21 protein-coding genes are annotated in these 22,833 nt (G+C 53.3%); 12 read left to right on the top strand and 9 right to left on the bottom strand.

Going from position 1 to position 22,833, the window contains the following annotated elements; translation table 11 throughout:
* Positions 1–6: 6 nt before the first annotated feature.
* The 3 genes from AC3ZPD_RS07995 to infC form a co-directional block, all read right to left on the bottom strand.
* Positions 7–933 (bottom strand): hypothetical protein, encoded by a 927-nt coding sequence (locus AC3ZPD_RS07995; protein ID WP_490983751.1) that lies wholly within the window; start codon positions 931–933, stop codon positions 7–9.
* Positions 934–970: 37 nt separating this feature from the next.
* Complete coding sequence (locus AC3ZPD_RS07990; RefSeq protein WP_490983750.1) at positions 971–2,299, bottom strand: hypothetical protein; 1,329 nt, start codon at positions 2,297–2,299, stop codon at positions 971–973.
* 162 nt (positions 2,300–2,461) lie between these two features.
* Entirely contained in the window at positions 2,462–2,944 is a 483-nt protein-coding gene (gene infC / locus AC3ZPD_RS07985) for a translation initiation factor IF-3 (RefSeq protein WP_490983749.1), read from the bottom strand.
* 68 nt (positions 2,945–3,012) lie between these two features.
* On the opposite strand from infC, the gene yxiS reads away from it, so the two are divergent.
* Positions 3,013–3,312, top strand: a complete 300-nt coding sequence (gene yxiS, locus AC3ZPD_RS07980) for a protein YxiS (protein WP_490983748.1) — start codon at positions 3,013–3,015, stop codon at positions 3,310–3,312.
* Positions 3,313–3,344: 32 nt separating this feature from the next.
* Here the strand turns inward: yxiS and AC3ZPD_RS07975 are convergent, their stop codons facing one another.
* From AC3ZPD_RS07975 to AC3ZPD_RS07965, 3 genes are all read right to left on the bottom strand, one after another.
* Positions 3,345–5,444 (bottom strand): GTP-binding protein, encoded by a 2,100-nt coding sequence (locus AC3ZPD_RS07975; protein ID WP_490983747.1) that lies wholly within the window; start codon positions 5,442–5,444, stop codon positions 3,345–3,347.
* A gap of 205 nt (positions 5,445–5,649) precedes the next feature.
* On the bottom strand, positions 5,650–6,831 hold the full coding sequence (locus AC3ZPD_RS07970; protein ID WP_490983746.1) for an NAD(P)/FAD-dependent oxidoreductase: 1,182 nt from the start codon (positions 6,829–6,831) through the stop codon (positions 5,650–5,652).
* Positions 6,832–6,911: 80 nt separating this feature from the next.
* Positions 6,912–7,343: a DUF1641 domain-containing protein gene (locus AC3ZPD_RS07965; RefSeq protein ID WP_490983745.1), complete on the bottom strand. Its 432-nt coding sequence runs from the start codon at positions 7,341–7,343 to the stop codon at positions 6,912–6,914.
* A 559-nt stretch (positions 7,344–7,902) separates the two neighbouring features.
* Between AC3ZPD_RS07965 and AC3ZPD_RS07960 the strand changes: the two genes are divergently transcribed.
* Both AC3ZPD_RS07960 and AC3ZPD_RS07955 read left to right on the top strand, forming a co-directional pair.
* The gene (locus AC3ZPD_RS07960) at positions 7,903–8,229 is read left to right on the top strand and encodes a thioredoxin family protein (protein ID WP_490983744.1); all 327 of its coding nucleotides are present in this window, start codon (positions 7,903–7,905) and stop codon (positions 8,227–8,229) included.
* 388 nt (positions 8,230–8,617) lie between these two features.
* On the top strand, positions 8,618–9,748 hold the full coding sequence (locus AC3ZPD_RS07955; protein ID WP_490983743.1) for a sn-glycerol-1-phosphate dehydrogenase: 1,131 nt from the start codon (positions 8,618–8,620) through the stop codon (positions 9,746–9,748).
* 260 nt (positions 9,749–10,008) lie between these two features.
* Here AC3ZPD_RS07955 and AC3ZPD_RS07950 read toward each other — a convergent pair whose 3' ends face one another.
* Positions 10,009–10,932 carry an ArsR/SmtB family transcription factor gene (locus AC3ZPD_RS07950; protein WP_490983742.1) on the bottom strand — a complete coding sequence of 308 codons (924 nt, stop codon included), beginning with the start codon at positions 10,930–10,932 and terminating at the stop codon, positions 10,009–10,011.
* 382 nt (positions 10,933–11,314) lie between these two features.
* On the opposite strand from AC3ZPD_RS07950, the gene arfA reads away from it, so the two are divergent.
* The 7 genes from arfA (at position 11,315) to AC3ZPD_RS07915 (ending at position 18,413) form a co-directional block, all read left to right on the top strand.
* Positions 11,315–12,829, top strand: coding sequence for an arabinosylfuranosidase ArfA (arfA, locus tag AC3ZPD_RS07945; protein WP_490983741.1), 1,515 nt, complete (start codon positions 11,315–11,317; stop codon positions 12,827–12,829).
* 194 nt (positions 12,830–13,023) lie between these two features.
* Positions 13,024–14,358, top strand: coding sequence for an ABC transporter substrate-binding protein (locus AC3ZPD_RS07940; RefSeq protein ID WP_490983740.1), 1,335 nt, complete (start codon positions 13,024–13,026; stop codon positions 14,356–14,358).
* An 88-nt stretch (positions 14,359–14,446) separates the two neighbouring features.
* Positions 14,447–15,340: a carbohydrate ABC transporter permease gene (locus tag AC3ZPD_RS07935; RefSeq protein WP_490983739.1), complete on the top strand. Its 894-nt coding sequence runs from the start codon at positions 14,447–14,449 to the stop codon at positions 15,338–15,340.
* Between the two features lie 3 nt (positions 15,341–15,343).
* The gene (locus tag AC3ZPD_RS07930) at positions 15,344–16,186 is read left to right on the top strand and encodes a carbohydrate ABC transporter permease (protein WP_490983738.1); all 843 of its coding nucleotides are present in this window, start codon (positions 15,344–15,346) and stop codon (positions 16,184–16,186) included.
* A gap of 36 nt (positions 16,187–16,222) precedes the next feature.
* The gene (locus tag AC3ZPD_RS07925) at positions 16,223–17,713 is read left to right on the top strand and encodes an alpha-N-arabinofuranosidase (protein ID WP_490983887.1); all 1,491 of its coding nucleotides are present in this window, start codon (positions 16,223–16,225) and stop codon (positions 17,711–17,713) included.
* Positions 17,710–18,132 (top strand): DUF6171 family protein, encoded by a 423-nt coding sequence (locus AC3ZPD_RS07920; RefSeq protein WP_490983737.1) that lies wholly within the window; start codon positions 17,710–17,712, stop codon positions 18,130–18,132. The genes AC3ZPD_RS07925 and AC3ZPD_RS07920 overlap by 4 nt, the downstream gene beginning before the upstream one ends.
* Before the next feature lie 113 nt (positions 18,133–18,245).
* Positions 18,246–18,413: a hypothetical protein gene (locus AC3ZPD_RS07915; RefSeq protein WP_490983736.1), complete on the top strand. Its 168-nt coding sequence runs from the start codon at positions 18,246–18,248 to the stop codon at positions 18,411–18,413.
* A gap of 194 nt (positions 18,414–18,607) precedes the next feature.
* Here the strand turns inward: AC3ZPD_RS07915 and AC3ZPD_RS07910 are convergent, their stop codons facing one another.
* Positions 18,608–19,159, bottom strand: a complete 552-nt coding sequence (locus AC3ZPD_RS07910; protein WP_490983735.1) for a hypothetical protein — start codon at positions 19,157–19,159, stop codon at positions 18,608–18,610.
* 228 nt (positions 19,160–19,387) lie between these two features.
* On the opposite strand from AC3ZPD_RS07910, the gene AC3ZPD_RS07905 reads away from it, so the two are divergent.
* Positions 19,388–19,891, top strand: coding sequence for a cupin domain-containing protein (locus AC3ZPD_RS07905; protein WP_490983734.1), 504 nt, complete (start codon positions 19,388–19,390; stop codon positions 19,889–19,891).
* Between the two features lie 165 nt (positions 19,892–20,056).
* Here the strand turns inward: AC3ZPD_RS07905 and AC3ZPD_RS07900 are convergent, their stop codons facing one another.
* Positions 20,057–21,100, bottom strand: a complete 1,044-nt coding sequence (locus AC3ZPD_RS07900; protein WP_490983733.1) for an HNH endonuclease — start codon at positions 21,098–21,100, stop codon at positions 20,057–20,059.
* A gap of 242 nt (positions 21,101–21,342) precedes the next feature.
* Here AC3ZPD_RS07900 and AC3ZPD_RS07895 point away from each other — a divergent pair, with 242 nt between their 5' ends.
* On the top strand, positions 21,343–22,803 hold the full coding sequence (locus AC3ZPD_RS07895; protein WP_490983732.1) for an alpha-amylase: 1,461 nt from the start codon (positions 21,343–21,345) through the stop codon (positions 22,801–22,803).
* Positions 22,804–22,833: the final 30 nt, after the last annotated feature.

The following is a 22,833-nucleotide window of genomic DNA, read 5'->3' as shown; positions in this document are numbered from 1 at the left end:
TGCCAATCAGTTATTTAAAACATTCAGATCCAGATTCAGCACGGAATCAGATTCCTGTGAATCTTCCCCGTCCTTCAACTGGCTGAGGTGGGAGTCCAAGATGGATTGATAGTTCTCTTCATCCTTGAGGACACTCACCTCGGAATTTAATACCGAGCCGCTTTCCGTGGTTTCCTTTGGACTGCTAGTGCGAGATTCTCCCATAGGCGTCATGGAGCTACCGCAAAGAACCCACATGCCGTTATCATCATGGTTATTCAGAACGTTGATGGTCGAATCCAGTACGGATTCGCTGCCTTGGCCGTTTACGCGGGTCTGACCGTTGCCACGGTCAGTCGGCGTGCTGTCTTCTTCATCCTTCAGTACGCTCAGATTAGAGTCCAATACAGAATCGTGATCTTCTCCATCCTTAAGCACGTTCAAATTCGAATCCAACACCGAGTCGCGATCCTCACGATCGTTCAGGACACCGATGCTCGAATTCAGCACGGATCCGTTATCTTGGCCATTCACACTTGTTTGACCGTTGCTGCGGTCAGTTGGCGTGCTGCCTTCTTCTTTATCCTTCAGTACGCTCAGATTAGAGTCCAATACCGAATCGTGATCTTCTCCATCCTTAAGCACGTTCAGGTCGGAGTCCAGCACCGAACTCTTGTCGTCGTTCAGATTCGTACCGCTCAAATCTAACACGGAGTCGCTGCTCTGTCCGCAGTTTGGCTGCACGCCTCCATTTTGATTGTTCAGCACCTTCAGCTTGCCGTTCAGCAGGCTTTGATCCCCATCATCCTTCATGGCATCCAGATGAAGGCTGATTAGACTGCTCTGGCTTGTCGTCTGATTCTGACTGGCTGAAGCATGAACATCCTTCTGAGCTAGACCTACAGCAAAAAGAAACGACGTCGCGACCATCAATCCGGTTAGTTTTTTATTCATTATTCAAAGCACTCCTTTTCTTGTTGTGGGCTTACGGTCAAGCGGCCTCAAAGAAAAGGAATGCCTTCGGCGGCATAAACGGCGGAGCGTGGGAATGCTGGTCTTTCATGAAAAAGGCCTGCCCGGGCTGGCTGGTCCCCTGCGTCTCGGCTTGAATCATCCCTTCGTTTAATATAGCGGTTAAATAACCGCCGCCACTAAAAGAAGAGCCGCTGCTGCCGGAATTCCCGCCGCTGCCTGTTCCTCCGCCGGACTGTCCGGCTGCCATATAAGCCGGCTCCGCCCAAGGCCCGGGCTGAGTCAAAGGAAACTGCTTCTCCAGCCGGGCCGTTTTCTCGGCAGCAGCGTAATAAGCGGCATAACGGCTCCATTCCGCCCTGCCGGCCTCTTTTACAAGATCAAAGGCATATTCGTTCACGGCGGCTGTCTCCTTCAGGTCCGTTACGGACGAACCCCTTACCTGGCCAAAGGATCCCTTCCCCCTTTCGGCAGGCAGATTCCCTGAAGCAGCACCGGACGAGGCTGGCTGATTAGCCGCATTTTCGGCCAATTCCATTGAAGCCGCCGGCGAGGATACAATTCCCGTTCGAACGCCGGAAACTCCCGTGCTGCTCTCCGGATCCGAACCCGTCGATCCGCTTCCCGTCCGAATTAAAGAACCCGCTTCTGACGGCGCGGCCGAAAGACCCGAAGATTTTTCCGGCTTGGAAGGTTTGCCCGGTTGATCCGCATCCACTGACCCGACTACCGAAATAGCCGGTACGCTCGGCAAAACCTCCCCGCTTATCTCCACGTCGATTTGCACTTCCGGCAAACCGGCGGCCAGAACGCGGGCCGTATCCGTGACGGCATCAACCGAACCAGCAGCCGTATCCGCCGTCTTCTGAACGGTTCCTCCTACCCTGTCCAAGGCTCCTTCAGCCGTATGAGTTACGACGTCCATTACCGAATCAACAATAGGCTTGAGCGGTTCAACTTCTTGAGGGGAGGCTTCGTTCACCGTATTTTGAACGGTTTGCTGAACGGCCTTGACGACCGGTTTTGCAGCCTCCTGGATCACAACCTCCTGAACTGCACCGTTTACGACATTGCCAGCCTCCTGGAAGGTCTCATCCAATGTGCCTGTGAGCGGTTTCAATAAACCGTCTGCCGAAACCTCGGCATGCACGGAAAGGCTCTTTTGTCCCTGTGTTCCCTCAGGTATATCCACCGCCGACGGTGCAGAGGATAGGACTCCGGACATCCCGGAAACCGCTGAAGCAGCGGGCAAGGAGTCTAATGGCTTATCCTCTTGGGCGTAAGAGTGTGCGCCAAGGGCAAAAGAAGCGACCAAAGTCGCACCGATCACCCAGGTTTCTTTCCTCATCTGTTCACCTCCTTTCCCGAATGAAACGTAGGTAGGATATAGTTACCCTCTTTCCCGAAATGCAAACAAATCAGGGCAGCTAAATGAACCTTTTTCCGAAGAAACAATAAAAACAAAAAAGGCAACCCGATCCTTCACAGGATGGAGTACCTTTCATTAAAATTAGAGCCCCGTCAAGGATTGCAGCTCTACCTGTCCTTGTTTGCCGCTCAATTGGATGCCGGTCCGCGGTTTCCCGGCCGGCTTCAAATCGGCCAGCAGCCTTTCCAGAAGGGCTTTCGCCTGGGCGCCCTGCTTGCCTGATATTTTTACCGTCAGAAGCACCGAATCCCCGTTCTGCAGCATCTTTTCAGCCTGGCGTTTCTTCGTGTCGTAGTCATGGTCTTCAATCTCGGGACTGAACCGGATTTCCTTTACTTTGACCGGACCCGCCTTTTTCTTCGCCTGATCGCGCTCCTCGCGCGCTTGGCCGGCGCCGATCAGCCTGCAGGGAGGAGGACTGCTCATCAGGGAGTCGCAAACGAGGTCAACCTTCCACTTTTTCGCCAAGGCAAGCGCCTCGGAAGTGGGCATAATCCCCAAGTCCTCTCCGTCAAGACCCGTTAAGCGGACCTCGGATGCCTTGATTTTTTCATTTTTAATCATTTGTAACCTACCTGGCCTTTCCGATATAATAGCTATACTTTTACGAAAATGAGAGGATACGAATCGATATGGATGCAAAAGAACGGGAACAACGGATCATCGACAGCTACCGTCAGGATGAGCATATGATGATCCTTGTATTCGCCCAATGGTGCGTGAACCATGATTTGAACCCTGCTGAAATTTATTGCAAAGCTTATCCTGATCAAGCCGAAAATCCAGTCCTGAAGCAAATGTCGGAGCTGACCGTCCCCAAAGAAGAAGCCGGAGACATCGCGGATGACACGCTGCTTGGCGTATTGTCGATGTTCGATAACGAGGACCTGGCTTTTGCCGTCACCGAAGAAATTGCCAAACGCCGCAAATAACTTCAGACCTCAGGCTATCCCCTCTCATACACTCAACCCTGCAGCGCCTTTCGTACGCTCAGAATATATTTGGACTGGTCCAGCGGGTTAACGCCTCTGCGAGGACGTTCGGCGATAAAACCTTCGGGACATTCCTCGTATCCGGCAAAAAAGGTTACCATCGCCCCCCGTCCTTTGGTCAGCGAGCCGAGCTGGGTGGCATATTCCATGGACTCGGCAAGAGGCACCTTGCCGGTCAGCGTAATCCGCTCCCCCTGCAGCACCGGCGCTTCGAACATGCCCCTCATCTGGATGAGGTCGTTCATGACCTTGCCCGCATTTTCCTCCGGCACGTTAATCCGGAAGTTCAGGATCGGCTCCAGCAGCTTGGTCCCGGTATTCACAAGCCCGTCCATAATCGCCATAGGGGGCGCCACCACAAAATCAAGCGGATGCGTGTGCCAGACGTGGTGCTGGCCTTCAATAAGCGTTACCTTCAAATCCACGACCTCCCAGCCGTAAAGCCCTTGGGACAACGCCTCGGGAACCCGGCGCCGCACCTCGTTCTGATACTGCACCAGCAGGTCTTCGGCACGTACCCGGGCCTCATATTGGAACCCGCTGCCCCGGGCCCCCGGCTCAATGGCAAAACGCAGGATGGCCCAGCAAGGCTTAGGCATTAAATAAGCAACGTAGCCTTCCCCGGCTCTCTTCGGCGTTTCCTTGTAGATGACCGACGGTTTGTCAAACCGGACCTGAAGCCCGTATCGGCTTTGCAGGACGCTCGTCAGCATTTCGAGCTGGATCTCGCCCATCACTTTCACATGGAGCTCCCGCTCCTCCTGCATCCACTGCACGTCCAGCAGCGGGTCTTCGTCCGACAGCTCCTGCAGCGCCTGAACCGTCTTCGGATAGTCCGCTTCGTTTTCCCAATGCGCCTGCACGGTAAGCAGAGGAACGGCCAGCTTGGCTTCCTCCGGAATATTTGCCGGGCTGCCGAGCACATCTCCAATGCGAATCGAGGTCAAGCCGCATACCGCTGCAATGTCCCCCGCTTCCAGCACGCCAAGGTCCTCGGATTTATTACCGTCCACCTTCCGGATTTGCGTCACTTTCTCCTCCAGTTGCTGCGTATCGTTGCGGACCAGGTCCCGGTTGCGGATGCACCCGGAATACAAGCGGACAAAAGCCATTCGCCCCATCGTTTTGTCGCGTTCGATCTTGAAGACGATGCCCGACAGCTCGGCCTCCTTGTCTCCGCCAGGCTCGGGCAGATAATCGACGATGCCGTCCATCAAACCGGTTACGCCAAGGCTTCTGCCCGAGGCGCCATAAAGCACCGGAAACAGCTTGCCGGAACGGGTCATGTCTGCCGCCGCCCTTTTCCATTCGGCTGCCGGAATCTCTTCCCCTGACAAATAGCGCTGAAGGAGCGCCTCCTCCCGTTCGGCCAGGCTTTCCAGCAGCTCCACACAGGCGGTGTTTGCTGCTGCGCCAGCCTCGGCGGCCTTCGCTTCGTTTTCCGCGCTTCCGGGACCGGCGCCCGGGCTTTCCTCTCCCGCCAGCGTTTCCCATAAATCTATGGCCCCGGCAAACGACTGCTCCCGGCCCTTCGGCAGCTGGACCGGAACGGCGTCCGGAGACAAATATTTGCGAATGTCCGCAAGCAGCGCCTGCTCGTCGACGCCCGTGCGGTCCATTTTATTGACATAAATAAGCGTTGGAATATTCAGCTTTCTTAATGCGCCCCAGATCAGCTCCGTCTGGGCCTGAACGCCCTCCGCCGCCGATATGATCAGCACCGCACCGTCCATCACCCGCAGCGAACGTTCGACCTCCGACAGGAAATCGACATGCCCGGGCGTATCCACTAGGTTGATGTGGATGTCTTTCCATACTAAAGAAGTGGTGGCCGCGCGAACCGAGATGCCGCGTTCTTTTTCGATATCGAGCCAGTCCGTCACGGCCGTGCCGGAATCCACGCTGCCCAGCGAACGGGTGCGGCCGCTTTCAAACAGCATGTGTTCGGTGGTCGTCGTCTTTCCGGCATCGACGTGGGCAAAGATACCCACATTCCGGCGCCCTACAGCCGGGCCGGCTGATGCGGCCGAGGGGCCGCCGTTTTTTTTGCTGACGTTTAAGGTTTGATCCATGGCTGTGTTCTCCTGTATGGATTTGTGCCTGCCGGCGGCAAACACGTTATGTTTGATGTAAAAAAAGACTATGTCCTTGTAAGAGTTAGAAACGAGTCCATTATAACAGATTGCCGGTGCCCGTATAGGCCCAATCCGGTTCCTTTTCCGGCCCAAATGAAAAAGCCGCCCCAAAGGGCGGCTTTTCTATCCGATGTCTATGCGATTAATGCGCCAAAGCAGACAAACCTTTGATGCGAGCCAGGTAACGGATGTTACTTGCTTCTTTCATCAAAGAAGCCGGCATACCTTTAAGCTTGGTGGAGCTTCCGCCCACCATCGCGATGCCGTCTTTGCGGCCCAAGCTGCCGAGTGTGCCGGAGCTTACGTAATGGAAGGATTCCATCGTACCGCCTTTAAAGAATACAGACAGGTTATAACCCACTGTTTCACCCATGTGCCAAGCGATTTGCGCTGTTGGCGGGTAAGGACGCTCAGCGCCTGGAGCAAATACAACCGCGCTGTCGCCGGCAAGGAAAATATCCTTGTGGGACGTAGACTGCAGGCTTTCTGTTACCGTTGCACGTCCGCGGTTCACTTCAATACCGCTTTCAGCTACAAGGGAGTTGCCTTGTACGCCGCCAGTCCAGATCACGGTGCTGGAGTCAATGGAGTTTCCGTCTTTCAGGAATACTTTATTGTCCTTCAGTTCCGTAATCGGTACGCCGGTTACGAATTTAACGCCACGTGCCTCAAGGCTTGTTGTAGCGCGTTCAACGAGGTCAGCCGGGAAACCTGCCAAAATCGTCGGGCCTGCTTCTACGCAGTAGAGGCTAACTTCGTTGAAGTCGATGCCTCTTTGACGGCAAAGTTCCGGAAGCTCATCCGCAAATTCGCCGACAAGCTCAACGCCGGTCAAACCGCCACCGCCGACAACAAATGTGGCGTCCGCTTTGTTTTTCGTTTTCTTGTAAGTATCCAGACGGGTTTTAACTGTTTCGAAGATGCGATGTGCTTCGTCTACGGACTTCAGGGTCAAGCTATTTTCTTTCAGTCCTGGAATTCCGAAGTAAGCTGTTTCGCTTCCGAGTGCGATTACAAGGGCGTCATATTTATATGTAGCGCCGCTTACCAGCTTCACTTGTTTCTCGTCCGGAGAAATTTTCTCAACCGTATCCACAACGATCTTCACGTTTTTGCCTTCGAGCAGCTTCTCAAGCGGAAGTGCTACAGCTTTCTCATGAAGGTTGCCGGCAGCCAGACGGTGCAGCTCCGTAATAATTTGGTGCGTAGGGTATTTGTTTACGACTGTGATGGTAGCTTCTTCAGCGCTCAGATATTCACGCGCAGTCAGCGCGCTCAGGAGTCCACCATATCCGCCGCCCAAAATCAAAATTTGCTTCGACATTTCCATCCTCCGTTCGTTATGCTATTCCGAAAAATTAGGAACCAACTTCATCCTGCTGGATGAAACCAATTCGGGTGCTCTTATTTTTTCTTTTCGTTCGTAATATCCAGGTAAGCCTGCGCAAATTTCAAGGCATGTTGGATGTTAGGGTCCTTCAGCATTTTCAGCAGACCGAATACGCTGACCGAGGAATGGTCTTTCTTCGCGCGATCGCCCGCTTCCATAGCTGTTGCTGCGGCATTTTTAGCCATGCCTACCACTGGACCTACAACGCCGGTGAAGCCGGCTTTGATATCCTCAACGAATACTTTGTCCGTAGCCAGGCTGTGCATCACATCATAAGCTTGAGTCAGGGTATTCACCATTTCGGTCAGCTTTGGCAAATTGTCCACAAGGGTTGTTAGAGATTGCTGTACCTCAGGCTTAAGCAGTTGATCGACAAGATCCTTTGTGCTTGCAGCCGCCGTTTCTTGCGTTCCTTGTGTTTCCGATTGATTCAAAGTTTGTGACATTTGGAACGTCCTCCTTTACGCTTAATTACAGTCCGTCTTAATTCGGGCATGCCGATGCCTTCAAAACGGACTTAGCGGCCTGGTTCAAGGCCCCGTTTCGAATCATCAGCCAGTGCATGTTCCCGATTCATCCACTCGTCATAATTTACCCATAAAAAAGAGCCCCTACTCCATGGGCTTTCCCCGGAAACCCAATCCGCCTAACCGGGACCGTTTCCGAAAATGTTCTGACGAAGGGGTGAATAACACCACAGCCGAAACGAACTCTCTACCCCTATATTACACCTTTTAAATATGAAGATGAAATATATTTTTGAATTTTTCTAAATTTTGCATTCATTTTGTGCTTTTTTCAGTTGCTTTATTCTAGGATTTTCGACTTAATCCTCATTAATTGGCTATAATAAGCCCGAAGACGAACTGAGGCTCTCCTAAAATTCGGGAAAATCAGTCAAAATTAAAATTCCCGCTTTATCTATTGCAAAATTTAATTTTGTGGTGTTATAATGAGGACAACTTTTTAGAGCATTTACTACATTTTTAAGGAGGGTACTAACACATGAACAGAGTAGCAACGGAAGAACAATACCGCGATTTAATCAGCAATGACGGATATACCGTCATTAAATATGACGCCACCTGGTGCCCGGACTGCAAAAACCTGGACCGCTTCATCGGACCGATTATCGAAGAAAATCCGGATAAACAGTTTTATGCCCTGGATGTCGAACAGCTTGAAAATGTCGCCGAGGAAAACGGTGTAAGAGGCATTCCAAGCCTGCTCGTTTATAAAAACGGGGAAAAAATCGCTCACCTGCACAGCAAATTCGCCAAAACGCCGGATCAAATCCGCGAGTATTTGAAAACTTTGGTTTCTCAGGTGTGAATACCTTTTTCAACAGCAAGCCGGTCCTTCGGGATCGGCTTTTTTTGATGTCCTTCCTTTCTGGTCTTCGGGAACCATTTTGCTTCGATTGTCTATTTTTAACAAACAAGGAGTTGTTTTGACGGCCCCGCCGGATTACAATGAAAACACCCCACTTGTACGTACAACTACTCGGAATGAAGCGTTTACAAACCGAATAGGATGTACAAGTCGCGGCATGCGGACGCTGCTCCAAAACTGGAGGTGTATTTCTCTTTTCTTTTGAAAGCGAATTCATTTAGGTTAGCTGTACGCCCTCGCCGCTACAGGAAACGGAATTTACCGGTGTTGAAGTGAATCAAGGAACGGCACGGCTACTCCATTCCATTGATCAAGGAGGCATTTTTAAATGATGATCCATCTGTTGGACGACATCCCCTTGGACTACATTTCCCTGGAAAAAGGCTCACTGGCCAAACTTGCCCCGTATGTGAAAAAAGCCGGCTACAAACAGCCGCTGATTGTTGCTGACCGGAACACCTATGAAGCCGCAGGCCGTACGGTTGAAGCCGAGCTGGCCCCTCTTGGCTGCGCGGTTAACCTCTGCCTGATCACTCCGGATGCAAGCGGAGACTGCATTGCCGATGAAAAATCCATTGTGGAGCTGCTGCTGGCCATCACTCCCGGCACGACGGACTGCCTGCTCGCCGTCGGTTCCGGCACGATCCACGACATTGTGCGGTTTGCCGCAAGCAAAACGCGCATTCCCTTCCTGTCCATCCCCACGGCGCCCTCTGTAGACGGTTTTACCTCCAAAGGCGCTCCGCTGATGATCCGCGGCGTCAAACAAACCGTGGTTGCCGCCGCACCGAAGGCGATTTTCGCCGACCTGGATATCCTCACCCGCGCCCCGCAGGAGCTCGTTGCAGCCGGATTCGGCGATATGCTCGGCAAATATACCTCCCTCTTCGACTGGAAATTTTCCAGTCTGAGCGCCGATGAACCGTATGACAAACGGGCGGCGCAAATTACGGAAGCGGCGCTGCTGGACTGCATCGCGCACGCCGACGCCATCGGACGCCGCACGGAGGAGGGCATCCGCGTCCTCATGAACGCCTTGATCGAATCGGGCATCGCCATGCTGCTGTTCGGCCAGTCGCACCCCGCTTCGGGGGCCGAGCACCATCTCTCCCACTACTGGGAGATGGCTTACCTGGAGCGCGGCCGCAAAGCGCTGCCGCACGGCGCCAAGGTCGGCGTCGCCTGCGCCGAGATTTCGCGGCTGTACCACGATGCCGTGGAACGGGCGCTGTATCCCGGCGAGGAGCCGGAACAGCTGCTGCGCCACGGCGAGCAGGTCCGCGAGTGGCTGGCCGCCGTGCCTGCGGCGCCGGAAATCCGCCGGCTGCTGGAGCTAGCCGGCGGCCCGTCCAGCCGTGACGAGCTCGGCATCGATGACGAGCTGTTCACGGCCAGCCTGCGGGAGGCTCATAAGCTCCGCAGCCGCTATACGCTGCTTCGGGCCTTGAACGAAGCCTAAACTAAAGCATATCCAATCAAAGCGCGGCATGCACGCTTACGGCGGCGGAACGCGAATCAAGCACTGGCACACACATGCACACATGCACACATGCACACACGCACCAGAGCTAATGGGTTTGACCCGGACCTACAGCTTGCAACTCGCGACCATCCTCGGCTGTCCGCTGCCCCCGCCTGCCCTAACAGCCACAAAACCGCAAATAAAGTCCCGCCTGTGAGGGCGGGACTTCGTGTTCAACCTGTTCGTTTTCAAAAATGTCAGTTGCTGCTTCCTTTCACGTCATACAAAATCCGGGCCATCAAATCCTGGCCGTAGTTGCCGAAATGTTTGCCGTAAATTGTCATTCCGCGTTTGTTGGCCGATTTCTCGGGAACGCCCAGCCGGAAGGTCAGCTCGCTTTTGTAATGCAGGTCGATCTGGTCCAGCGTCACGTCCGAAATCCGGCAGCCGTCGATGAAGCTGCCCTCCTGATTGATCCGAATCAGCTTCAGCATGCCGTATTGGTTCAGATGAGGAGGCCACCAGTCCGGATTAAAGGTGCCCCGGATATCTCCGAAATCACCGGGACTGGTCCAGTAGCCAAGCTCTACCCCATTTAAATAGAAATAAATATCCGACGGATAATTGTCGTTAAACCCCGGCGCTTCCGAGCCGAGCTCCAGACAAAACTGGATTTCCCGGAAGGTCTGGTTGGATTTCAAATAATTCGGTACGCGGTACTCCACAAACCCTTCGGTCAGCCATAAAATATCGGCGTCGATCCGCTGCGGATCGGCAAAATAACGGGGATCGTCAAAATCGCCGATGATGCTGTCTTTCGTCGCCAGCCCGCAGGTCGGCGTTACCTGATAGTTGGAGTAATGGCCGACCTGAATTTCCACTTCGTACAGATTTTCCGTATCTTTGCTGCGCAGATCGACCATCAGCTTGTCTTTGTTCAGGTAACACATCTTCTGGATGCCGTGTTTGCCCACGGACGTATTGATTTCAATCAGCCCGCTTTCCTCCAGCTTCTTGATGTGCATGGTGATCGCCCCGTTGCTGAGGTTCAGCTTGCTGGCGATTTCATTCATATTCAGCGCCTGGTTGGCGGCGAGAAGCTCCAGAATCTGAATCCGGATCTCCGAGCTTAGCGCTTTGAAAATATCAATACCGCTCATTAATTCTTTAATATAAATCATCGCTGGACCTTCTTCCGCTAGGATGGCTGTCATTAATAATCTAAAGCGTCGTCGCTTTTACTCATCTTTTTTGTTTCATATTATCATAAACTAAAATCTTGATAAAGCAATGAAATATGCTCCTATTCTCAAAATCCCCTAAAAAACCCTACCTTCCTCTTCTTTTTCTGCTCGTAAAATCAACTAAACTTAGCCTTTTTCCCTAAAATAAGCATGCCCAGTGCCATCGGCCGCTTTTTAATTTATATAAATTTAAAAAGGTTTAAACTTTTTAGTTTACTTCCCGAATGCCCTGTGTTATTTTATATCTGTAAGCGGATTCAAACTAAAATATTCTAATTAATTCGATCTTATCTAAACTAAAAAGGGGAAGGTGGCAGCTATGGCCGCAAGCATTCAGAAAGCACGGATCATCGTAGACAAAGCTTTCCGCATCGCTCCGATCGACAAGCGCATTTATGGTTCTTTTATCGAACATCTGGGCAGAGCCGTGTATGGAGGCATCTATGAGCAGGATCATCCTTCGGCGGACCCGCGCGGCTTCCGCGGCGACGTCAAGGAGCTGATTCAGGAGCTTGGCGTCCCTATTATTCGTTATCCGGGCGGCAACTTCGTCTCCGGCTACAACTGGGAAGACGGGGTCGGTCCTGCAGAGCAAAGGCCCCGCCGGCTGGAGCTGGCCTGGAGAACAGTGGAGCCCAATTGGGTGGGCACCAATGAATTTGCGGCCTGGGCGCGGGAAATCGGCTCAGAGGTGATGATGGCCGTTAATTTGGGCACCCGAGGTGTAGATGACGCCAGAAATCTCGTCGAATACTGCAACCATCCCGGCGGCAGCTACTGGAGCGATTTGCGCAAGCAGCACGGCTTCGAGCAGCCGCACCGCATCAAAACCTGGTGCCTTGGCAACGAGATGGACGGTCCTTGGCAGATCGGCCAGAAGACGCCGGCGGAATACGGCAGGATCGCTTACGAAACCGCCAAAGCCATGCGTCTTGTCGACCCCGATATCGAACTCGTGTCCTGTGGCAGCTCTAATACGGGCATGCCGACCTTCCCCGAATGGGAAGCCGTTACCCTGGATCATACGTATGAGGTCGCTGACTACGTTTCGCTGCACCAATACTACGGCAACAGGGATAACGACACCGCCAACTATCTGGCCCGCTCCATGGACATGGATCATTTCATCCATACCGTCATTGCCGCCTGCGATTACATCAAAGCCAAGAAACGCAGCAAGAAAACGATGTTTCTCAGCTTTGACGAATGGAACGTCTGGTACCATTCAAATGATGCTGACCGCAGGCTTGACCCTTGGAGCATCGCACCTTCCCAGCTGGAGGACGTCTACAATTTTGAAGACGCGCTGCTGGTCGGCAGCCTGCTGATCACCTTCCTGAAACACGCCGACCGCGTAAAAATGGCCTGTCTCGCCCAACTGGTGAACGTCATTGCCCCGATTATGACCGAAAACGGCGGACGGGTCTGGAAGCAGACGATTTATTATCCTTATCTTCATGCTTCCCGCTTTGGACGCGGCGTTTCCCTGAAGCCGATCGTCGAATCCCCGCTTTACGACACCAAGGATTATACCGATGTCCCTTATCTGGACAGCGCGGTCGTTTATGACGAGGAGCATGAAGGACTGACCATCTTTGCCGTCAACAAACATCTCGAGGACAGCCTCGATTTAACCTGCGACGTGCGCAGCTTTGAAGGCTATAAGGTCGTAGAGCACATCGTGCTTCAATCCGACGACCTGAAAGCGGTCAATACCGCGGATCAAGAGCGGGTGAAACCTCACTCCGGCGGGAACGCCTCCCTGCAAGACGGCTTCGTTCAGACGCAGCTTCCGAAGGCTTCCTGGAACGTAATCCGTCTGGCCAAGGCTTAAAATTTCCCTCACGGCACATCCTTCAAGTAATTATTCACGGCAAACGCTGCAACAAGATAAGTCCATTTCTTCATCCTCATCTTCTTGTAAGCGCTTAAAGAAACGGACCCCGTTATACGCTTGGACTTACTCAGGTTTACTTCAGTTTTCCGGAACGGATGATTGGTGTTCAAAATTTGGGGGAGGGTCGATTTATGAAATTGAAAAAATGGTTTATCCTGCTGAGCGTCGTTTCGCTCGTGCTGTTTATGAGCGGCTGCGGCAAATCTTCCGGCAGCTCCGGCGGCGAACAATCCGTCTTGGATGGAGGCGCCGGCGAAAATGCGACAGAGCTTTCTTACTGGACCTTCGTGGAGCTGCACGGCAAACATTTTGAGAAAATGCTGGAGAAATGGAACGCCGCCTACCCGGATCGGCAGATCAAGCTGAACGTGACGGTAATGCCTTATGACGACATGCACAACAAGCTGTCCATCGCGCTGCAGACCGGCACCGGGGCGCCGGATATCGCAGACATCGAGCTCGGCAAATTCCCGGACTTCCTGAAGGGAACGCCTCAGCTCGAGCCGCTTAACGATGTCATTGATCCCTACAGGGATACGATCGTTAAATCCCGCGTCGACTTGTACAGCAAAGATGGCGTTAATTACGGCATTCCTACCCATGTCGGCGCCTCCGTCGCTTTTTACAATACGGAAATATTGAAGGAAGCCGGCGTCGATTACACCCAAATCGTGACCTGGGACGACTTCAAGAAAGCCGGCATCCAGGTTTACGAGAAAACCGGCAAATACATGGGAACGGCCGATACCAGCGCTACCTGGGAGGAATCGATGCTGCTTGCCCAGCAGGGTACCGACTTCACGGACGACCAAGGCAATCCGAAGGTCAACTCGCCGGAAATGGTGAAGGCTTTGACGATGCTGAAGGATCTGCAGGATAACAACGTCATCGCCACCATTGCCGGGGGCCAGCCGGATACAGAGGAAGCCTACGGGGAATTCAATTCCGGTAAATATGCCACCGCCTTTATGCCTCTTTGGATGATGTCCCGCTACACCAACTACATGGCCGATCTGTCCGGCAAAATTGCCATCGCGCCTATTCCCGTCCTTGAACAAGGCATGCCAAGATCGGTGGGCGGCGGCGGTACAGGAACTGTCGTAACCAAAACAGCCAAAGATATTCAGCTGGCCAAAGATTTCCTGGCCTTTGCGAAGCTGTCGGAGGACGCCAACATTGAAATCTGGAACACGCTTGGCTTCGACCCGGTCAACATGGATGTTTGGACCATGAAAGACGTAACCCACAATCCCGATAACGAATTCGTCAAATACTTCATTAACAATCCTTTTGACGTGCTTAACGAAATCAAGGACGAAATCAAGCTGATCAAATCCGTCCCTGCCTCCCCTACGATCAACAACGTGCTGAATACAGTGACGCTGAACGAAATTTTCGAAGACGGCAAAGACGTCAAGCAGGCTCTGGACGATGCCCAGGCGCAGATCGAGCAGGAATTGAAATAACCGGGGCTTCCTCTTCATCTTCATCGGCCTAAAATCTGGAGAGCTGCCCCTAAAGGGGCGGCTCTCCTTTAAAAGGAGTTGCGCGACGATGATTAAAAGATTTTTGTATTCCCAAAAGGTCGCTCCTTACGTATTCGTGCTTCCTTTCGTGCTGATCTTCGCCATCTTCTGGGTTTATCCCCTGCTCAGTTCCTTTCAGATGAGCTTTCAAAAAATCACACTGGGCCAGGCATCCCAGTACATCGGCTTTGACAACTACAGCAAGCTGATGACGGACGGCATCTTTCTAAAAGCGGTGCTCAACAGCGCCGTTTATATGGTGCTTACACTGGTCATCCTGATTCCCTTTCCGATGCTGTTTGCGGTCCTGATCAACAACCGGCTGATGTGGGGACGCGAATTTTTTAAATCCTCCTTTTTTTTCCCGGCTTTGACGTCGGTCGTCGTGGCGGGCACCATTTTCCGGCTGATGTTCGGGGAAATGGAAGGTTCGCTGATCAACAGCCTTTTGGGATGGTTCGGCGTGGAGCCGGTAAAATTCCTGAAAGGCCAAACTACAGGCTTTGTTGCGCTGCTGGCCCTCGCCACCTGGAGGTGGACCGGGGTGAACATGCTTTATTTTCTATCCGGCCTGAAAAGCATCCCCGACGATTATTACGAGGCGGCCTCCATCGACGGGGCGTCCAGCTTTCAGAAATTCACCCGGATTACGATGCCGCTGCTGAAGCCGGTCACGATCTACGTGCTGACGATCAGCATCTATGCGGGCCTCGCCATGTTTATCGAAAGCATGATGCTCTGGAACGGCAACAACTCCCCGAAAAATATCGGTCTGACCATCGTCGGCTACCTGTACCGCCAAGGGATCGAGAAAAACAACCTCGGCTACGCGGCCGCCGTCGGCATCGTGCTGCTGCTCATCACCATGATCATCAATCTGACGCAGCTCGCGTTTACGGGCCTGTTCAAGAAGGAGGATTAGCCAATGAGCGTGACGCGAAAAACAACGATCGTCCGTATCTGTCTGCTTGCCTTGTTTACTGTCACCTGCTTTCTCATTCTGGTGCCTTTCTATGCGGTAACCATCTCCGCCTTCAAGCCGGGCGAGGAACTGATCCGGTACGGCCTTAACCTGAGATTAGATTTGAACGTCATGAGCTTTGACAACTTCGTTTATTTGTTTACCGGGGATCACGCTTATTTCACGTGGTTCTTTAACTCGCTGCTGCTGACAATCGTCCAGGTCGTCCTGACGCTGCTGATCAGTGCTACCGTCGCTTACGGCTTCTCGGCTTACGATTTCCGCGGCAAAAACTTTCTGTTCATCTGCGTGCTGTTGATCATGATGGTGCCGTTCGAAATTTTGCTGCTGCCCTTATACAAACTTATCTTCAACATCGGCCTGATGAACAGCTATTCGGCGATCGTCCTGCCCGGCATTGCCAGCGCGGCGACGATTTTTTTCTTCCGCCAGTACCTGAGCGGGATCCCGAAAGAGCTGATTGCCGCAGGACGCGTGGACGGAGCTACCGAATACGGCATTTATGTCCGGCTGATCCTGCCGATCATGAAGCCTTCTTTTGCCGCCATGGCGATTCTGAATGGGATGAACAGCTGGAACAACTTTTTATGGCCGTTTATGGTGCTCAGCAACGAAAACAAATACACGCTGCCGATCGGCCTCAAAACGCTGCTGACGCCGTACGGCAACAACTACGATCTGCTGATCGTGGGTTCGTTTTTTTCCATTCTGCCGATCTTCATTCTTTTTATAGCTTTCCAAAAATATTTTATCGACGGTATGACCGCCGGCGCGGTGAAGGGCTGAATCCCTCATAACACTTGATTAAAGGAGCGCTTCATGATGACTATTTCTGCTAAACTGGACATCCAAAATACCAAAGGGAGGATCAGCCGGCACCTGTACGGACATTTTGCGGAGCATTTGGGCCGCTGCATCTACGAAGGGCTGTGGGTCGGCGAGGATTCGCCGATTCCGAACACGGACGGCATCCGGAACGACGTGCTTGCGGCTTTGAAAAAGCTGAACATTCCGGTGCTGCGCTGGCCGGGAGGCTGTTTTGCGGACGAATACCACTGGATGGACGGAATTGGCCCGAAAGCGCAGCGGGCGCGCATGATCAACACCCACTGGGGCGGCGTCGAGGAAAACAACCATTTCGGCACGCATGAATTTTACCGGCTCTGCGAGCTGCTGGGCTCCGAGGTTTACATTAACGGCAACGTAGGCAGCGGAACGGTGCAGGAAATGCAGCAATGGGTGGAGTACATCACGTTTGGCGGGGAATCGCCGATGGCAGACCTGCGCAGAAGCAGCGGCCGGGATGAGCCGTGGCAGCTTGCCTTTTTTGGCGTCGGCAACGAAAACTGGGGCTGCGGCGGCAATATGCGCCCGGAATATTACGCGGATCTGTACCGCCGTTACGCGACCTACGTGAGAAATTACGGGGACAGCAGGGTCAGCAAAATCGCCTGCGGCGCAAACTCGGACGATTATCGCTGGACGGAGGTGCTGATGCGCGAAGCGGCCGCCCATATGGACGGACTCAGCCTGCATTATTACACGATCCCTTCGGGCAGCTGGTTCACGGGCAAAGGTTCGGCTACCGAATTTACGACCGAAGACTGGTTTGCCACGCTGCGCAACACCTTAAAGATGGAGGAGCTGATCGTCAAACACTCCGCCATTATGGACAAATACGATCCGGACCGGCGCGTCGGCCTGATCATCGACGAATGGGGCCTCTGGTGCGACGTCGAGCCGGGCACGAATCCGGGTTTTCTTTATCAGCAAAATACGCTGCGCGACGCGCTGATCGCCGGCATTAACCTGAATCTGTTCCAGAAATACAGCAGCCGGGTCAAAATGGCGAACATCGCCCAGATGGTCAACGTGCTGCAAGCCATGGTGCTGACCGAAGGCGATAAAATGCTGCTGACGCCAACGTATCATGTGTTCGAGATGTTTAAGGTGCATCAGGACAACGAGCTGCTGGAGCTCGAATTTGAAAGTCCAGCTTACACCTTCGGCGCCGAATCGATTCCGCAGCTCAGCTTTTCCGCCTCCAAAAGCGGCGACGGAAAAGTTTATGTGTCGGCCTGCAACCTGCATCATGACCAGCCGGTCAGCCTAAACGTCCGGGTGAATGGGCTGGAAGAAGCCGATGTGCAGGCGAAAGGCCGCGTGCTGACGCACACCTCCCTGAACGCGCACAACACATTTGATCGGCCGGATCACGTGGCCCCGGTCACCTTATGCGCCATCTCGTTCAAGGAGGGCGTATTGCATGTTGACCTGCCCGCGGCTTCCGTTGCGGTGCTGGAGCTGGCATGAGCCGGGGCGCCGGAGGGCCGGGTCCAAGACCGGGGCCAAGACCGGGAACGGGCCCGGAAAACCCGGCAGCCGGACTCGCCGGGGCGGAAACCCGCGGCGGTGAGCGCCCCGCTTTACGGTCCGGCGGTGCCCCGGCCGGCTGCAAGGGCTGCGCCGAAGCGGCGAGCGTGCACGTCTCGCCGGAACAGCTGGAACGGCTCGTGCAGCTCGCCGTTCAGAACCGCCCCGCCGCCGGCGATGCCGAATACGCGCGGCGGCTCTCGGTTTGCTCCGGCTGCCGGGGACTGCAATACGGCACCACGTGCCGTTACTGCGGCTGCCTGGTCGCCGTCCGGGCCAAGCAGCGGGATGCCGCTTGCCCCTATCCGGTGCAGTCCCGCTGGGAGCATGCGGGACCAGAATCAAGCCCGGCTGGCTGAGCCGTTAGGCGCGCCGGGCGTCTCCTTCTTTTTCAAAAAACATGTTTGTAATTTCCTCTAACGGGTAACTATAAACAAAGTAGACCACATCAAGTCTTAAGGAGGCGTTCCACATGGGTCAACCTAACGAAGAAGAAATCCGCAACAAACCCAATAAAGAGGGCGATTCCCTCGCTGAGCAAAAGAAAATGGAAAACGGCGTAGACATCGAGCCGGAAGCGGATGAATGGGTAGCCAAACCGGTTGGCTACACCGAATCCGATACGACTAACAAAAAATAAAAAGCAAAAACAAAGCCGCTCCCGTCAGGGACGGCTTTTTTACATGGAAAGGGCAAACTCGTCTTCTCTCACTCGCATCGGCCGCTTTCCTCTCCAGCTTACCCCAAAATAAAATAAAAGCCGCCCTTCGCCGGAAGGACAGCTTAGATTTTTTTATAGCCCATTGCGTTTAAACCGGTGTAGCTGGTGATCCGTTAAGGAATATACTGCTGAACGATTTTAATGACTTTACCGTCTTGCACGGTAATGTGGTATGGGAATTGAGCGGGATCAAGCAAACCGCCCTGATTAAACACCTGGATGAATTTATTCAGCGTGATCGCTTCGTTCGGCTGGATATCGGCATTTTCCGGATGGCCGTCACGATCGTAAAGCTGCATCAGAACCGCTGCATTCGGACTTACGGCATAAGCGATATTATCCTCCGAATGATTTACAATATAATAGTCATCCGGCGCGCCGCCAAGCTCGGCGTAACCTTCAGGGTCCTCTTGTTTAAAAACCGAACTGGCCGCCTCTCCCTGGTACCAGCCGATCGGATCCACTTCGATGCGGACGGCGCCGTTCGTTTGTTTAAGGGTATGGATATAAGCGGTAAAAGCGGTGGTTTGGGATACAGTCCCCTGTTGAGCTGGGGTTGCGCCCGCGGCATTTCCTTCTCCAATAGCGTCTTTTGGCAGCAAAAACGACAATCCGGCGGCAATCACCACAAGCAGCAACAACGACGAACCCAATCTTTTTAACATCCTCTACACCCCTCTTACGCGCCATTCCCTTTAAAAAGGCACTATATTTACCATTCAATAACCATCTGGCAGAATTTCAAACGGCTACTTGGATATCTTTTCTTAGATCATATTCTTTTTACCGGAAAAACGGGTCTCAAAAACGTTAAAAATATTTACAATCTGTTTATTTGTTTAATATCCCGTTTTAAACCCGACTTCATTTATTATTCTAGGGAGGCGGCAGATATGCCCGATGCGGAACTGAAAAAACTGTTCTTTCAAGATGACGGCGTCATCCCCAACCACCCCCGGTTGCCCGTGCTGATCTATGCCGGCGCCCTGGAAAGCAACCCGCCCGGGGCGGAAGCGCTCTTTAATAAGCACAACTGGCGGAACAGCTGGACAAACGGCGTCTTCGATTACCATCATTATCACAGCAACAGCCATGAAGTGCTTGGCGTCGTCAGCGGCACGGCGCGGCTTAAGATCGGCGGGGAACAAGGCGAGGAACTGGAGCTTCATGCCGGGGACGTGATTGTCCTTCCTGCAGGGACCGGGCACAAAAAAATAAGCGCCAGCCCCGATTTCCGTGTTACCGGCGCTTATCCGGACGGGATCGAATACAACACCCGCACCGGCAAGCCGGGCGACCGCCCCGATGCGCTTGAGGAAATCAGCCAGGTGCCTGTGCCGGAAATGGACCCCGTTTACGGAAAACACGGGCCCTTAACCCGTATTTGGGCTTTGTAGGTTTTAGTTATAGGCTGTGTTGAAAAAGCCAAGCCGGACAGCAGCTCCGCTTATCCTGGCGGGAAAACGCGCGAGCGGTTCCCAAGGGAGGCGGAGGAATTGTCCCGGCTTGGCTTTCTTTTATTTTTGCTTATGCATTAGCTTGGCTTCTTTGTTTGACTTCGCTTAACCTTCTCGTCCTGCCTGATCATCCTCTCCCACCGGCTTCGGAGCCGCGGACATAAAATCCTCCACGTCCTTGTCCGCTTTGCTCTGGTTGCAGGAATTGCAGGCGCAAACACAATTGACTGGCGTCGTATGTCCTCCCTTGGCCCGTGGGAGCAGGTGGTCGATCGTGTCGCCATATTGACCGCAGAAATAACAGGTATACCGGTCCCTTTCCAAAATGAACCTTTTGAACTCTCTGTTGGTAAACAGCCTGCGGATCGTATGCCGGTTCACAATGACTGCGGCTTTCTCCCGCACGAGCAGCCTGGCCAGATCCAGTTCGATCTCCTGCTGCCAGCGGCGGCCTTTGTCGCTTTTCCCGCGCATACGCACGAATCCGGAACGCATCGGCTTTAACTGCTGTTCCTCCTCCTGAAGCGGCACTGCGGCGATGGAAACGCCGGGTAACGCCGAGGGATTCCCGGAAGACTCCTGAGCCGGATGTCCGGCTTTAGCGTGCCCGGCCCCTGTGTCGTGCCCGTTCCCTTTGGCATGCGGCCGTCCGTCTGAAACCCGGGTTCCATTTGATTTTTGCGGCCCTTTAACTGCCTTGGCTTTGCTGGTCGGGCCGGTTTGTTTGGTTCCGCCGATCTGCTTTAGCTCATTGATCTGCTTTAGTTCATTGATCTGCTTAATTCCAACGGCAGGCTTGTTTGGCTCATTGTGCATGGGGGCATTCGGCCTGCCGGTTCCTTTCCGTTTGCCGGTCTCACTCCGTTTCACGGTCTCATTTTGTTCCGTTGCTCCAGCCGGTTGGCCCGGTTCAATCCGAGGACCGGCTTTGTCCTTCTTTGGGTTTCGTTTTCTCTTTTTAGGGGAGCTGCTTGTTTCTGCCGCCGGATTCTGATCCGCCGCCACCACGGCCACTCCCAGCTCCTTCTCCTTTTGCAGCAGCTCGCGGCAATCCCTGCAGGGTCCGCGGCGCGATCCGGCGCCGGCTCTCCGGCCGGTCCTCCGCCTGAAATCGTGCAGGGGTTTGATTTGCTTGCAAAACATGCACATTTTTGTCTGAGGCTTCTCGGTATCCGTCATCTAGTCTTCGAACGGAAGCGCAAAACGCGCCTCCATTCTTTTCTGTCACCTCGTTCTGTTAAATAAAGGCATCTATGTCCATATTATTACTATATCGTGCGTACGAAAATGTTCAACTATCCGATTGAAAACTAAGTTTCTTTTGGCGGTCGTGATTAGAAATGCCCGCTCGCAGGGTAACTTTGATATATCAGAGAAGGAGGCCGTCAAGCATGAAACGAAATCATACGATTATGCAGTTTTTCGAATGGCATCTGCCCGCGGACGGGAAACACTGGGACAGGCTGGCCGAGCTTGCGCCAAAGCTGAAGGAAACCGGCATCGATTCGGTCTGGATTCCGCCGGTGACCAAAGCACAAACGCCGGAAGATACCGGTTATGCCGTCTACGATTTGTACGATCTCGGCGAGTTCGACCAGAAAGGCAAGGTCAGCACCAAATACGGAACAAAAAAGCAGCTGCTTAACGCCATCGAGATTTGCCGCAATCACGGGATCGAGGTCTATATCGATGTAGTCATGAACCATAAAGCCGGAGCCGACGAAACGGAAACCTTCAAAGTCGTGGAGGTCAATCCCGACAACCGGACGGAGGTGATCTCCGAGCCCTTCGAAATCGAAGGCTGGACCAAGTTTACTTTTTCGGGGCGCAAGGGGGAATATTCCTCCTTCACCTGGAATTTCGAGCATTTTAACGGAACGGACTACGACCAAAGCAAGAAACGCAAAGGCATCTACCGTATTCTCGGGGAAAATAAGGACTGGAATAAAAACGTCGACAATGAGTTCGGCAATTACGATTATTTAATGTTCGCCAATATCGACTACAACCACCCTCTTGTACGCGAGGAAATGATCAAATGGGGCGAATGGCTGCTGGATACTACCGGCTGCGGCGGCCTGCGGCTTGACGCAATCAAGCACATCAACCACAACTTTATCCGGGAGTTTGCCGCGGCCATGAAGGAGAAGCGGGGCGAAAACTTTTACATGGTCGGCGAGTTCTGGAATCCGGATTTGAACAACTGCCGCCAATTTCTCGACAACGTCGATTACAAGATCGATTTGTTTGACGTCTCGCTCCACTACAAGCTGCAGGCGGCTTCCGCCGGCGGAAAAAGCTTTGACCTGCGTACAATCTTTGATGACACGCTTGTCGCCTCCCATCCTTTAAACGCGGTGACCTTCGTGGACAATCATGATTCCCAGCCGAACGAATCGCTGGAGTCCTGGGTACAGGACTGGTTCAAACAAAGCGCTTATGCGCTTATTCTGCTGCGCAAGGATGGTTACCCGGTCGTCTTCTACGGCGATTATTTCGGTATTGGAGGAGAGAACCCTATTCCAGGGAAAAAGGAAGCCCTGGATCCCCTTCTTTATGCACGGGCCCAAAAAGCCTACGGCGAGCAGCAGGATTATTTTGACCATCCGAACACCATCGGCTGGGTCCGCACGGGCGACAAGGAACTGCCCGGTTCCGGCTGCGCCGTGCTGATAGCGAACGGAGCGGAGGGCAGCAAACGCATGTCGGTCGGGAAAAACCGGGCCGGAGAGGTCTGGGCGGACCTGACCGGCAACCGCAATGAGCAGATCGAAATCGGCGAAGACGGCTTTGCCGAGTTTAAGGTAAATGGCGGCAGCGTGTCCGTATGGGCGCTTGCGGAGGAAGCCTAAACCTGACCTATACCCATCTCCTCCCTCCTG

This window comes from Paenibacillus mobilis (assembly GCF_058267595.1).
The sequence above is the reverse complement of the archived record's forward strand: the minus strand, read 5'-3'. Positions and strand labels throughout refer to the sequence as shown.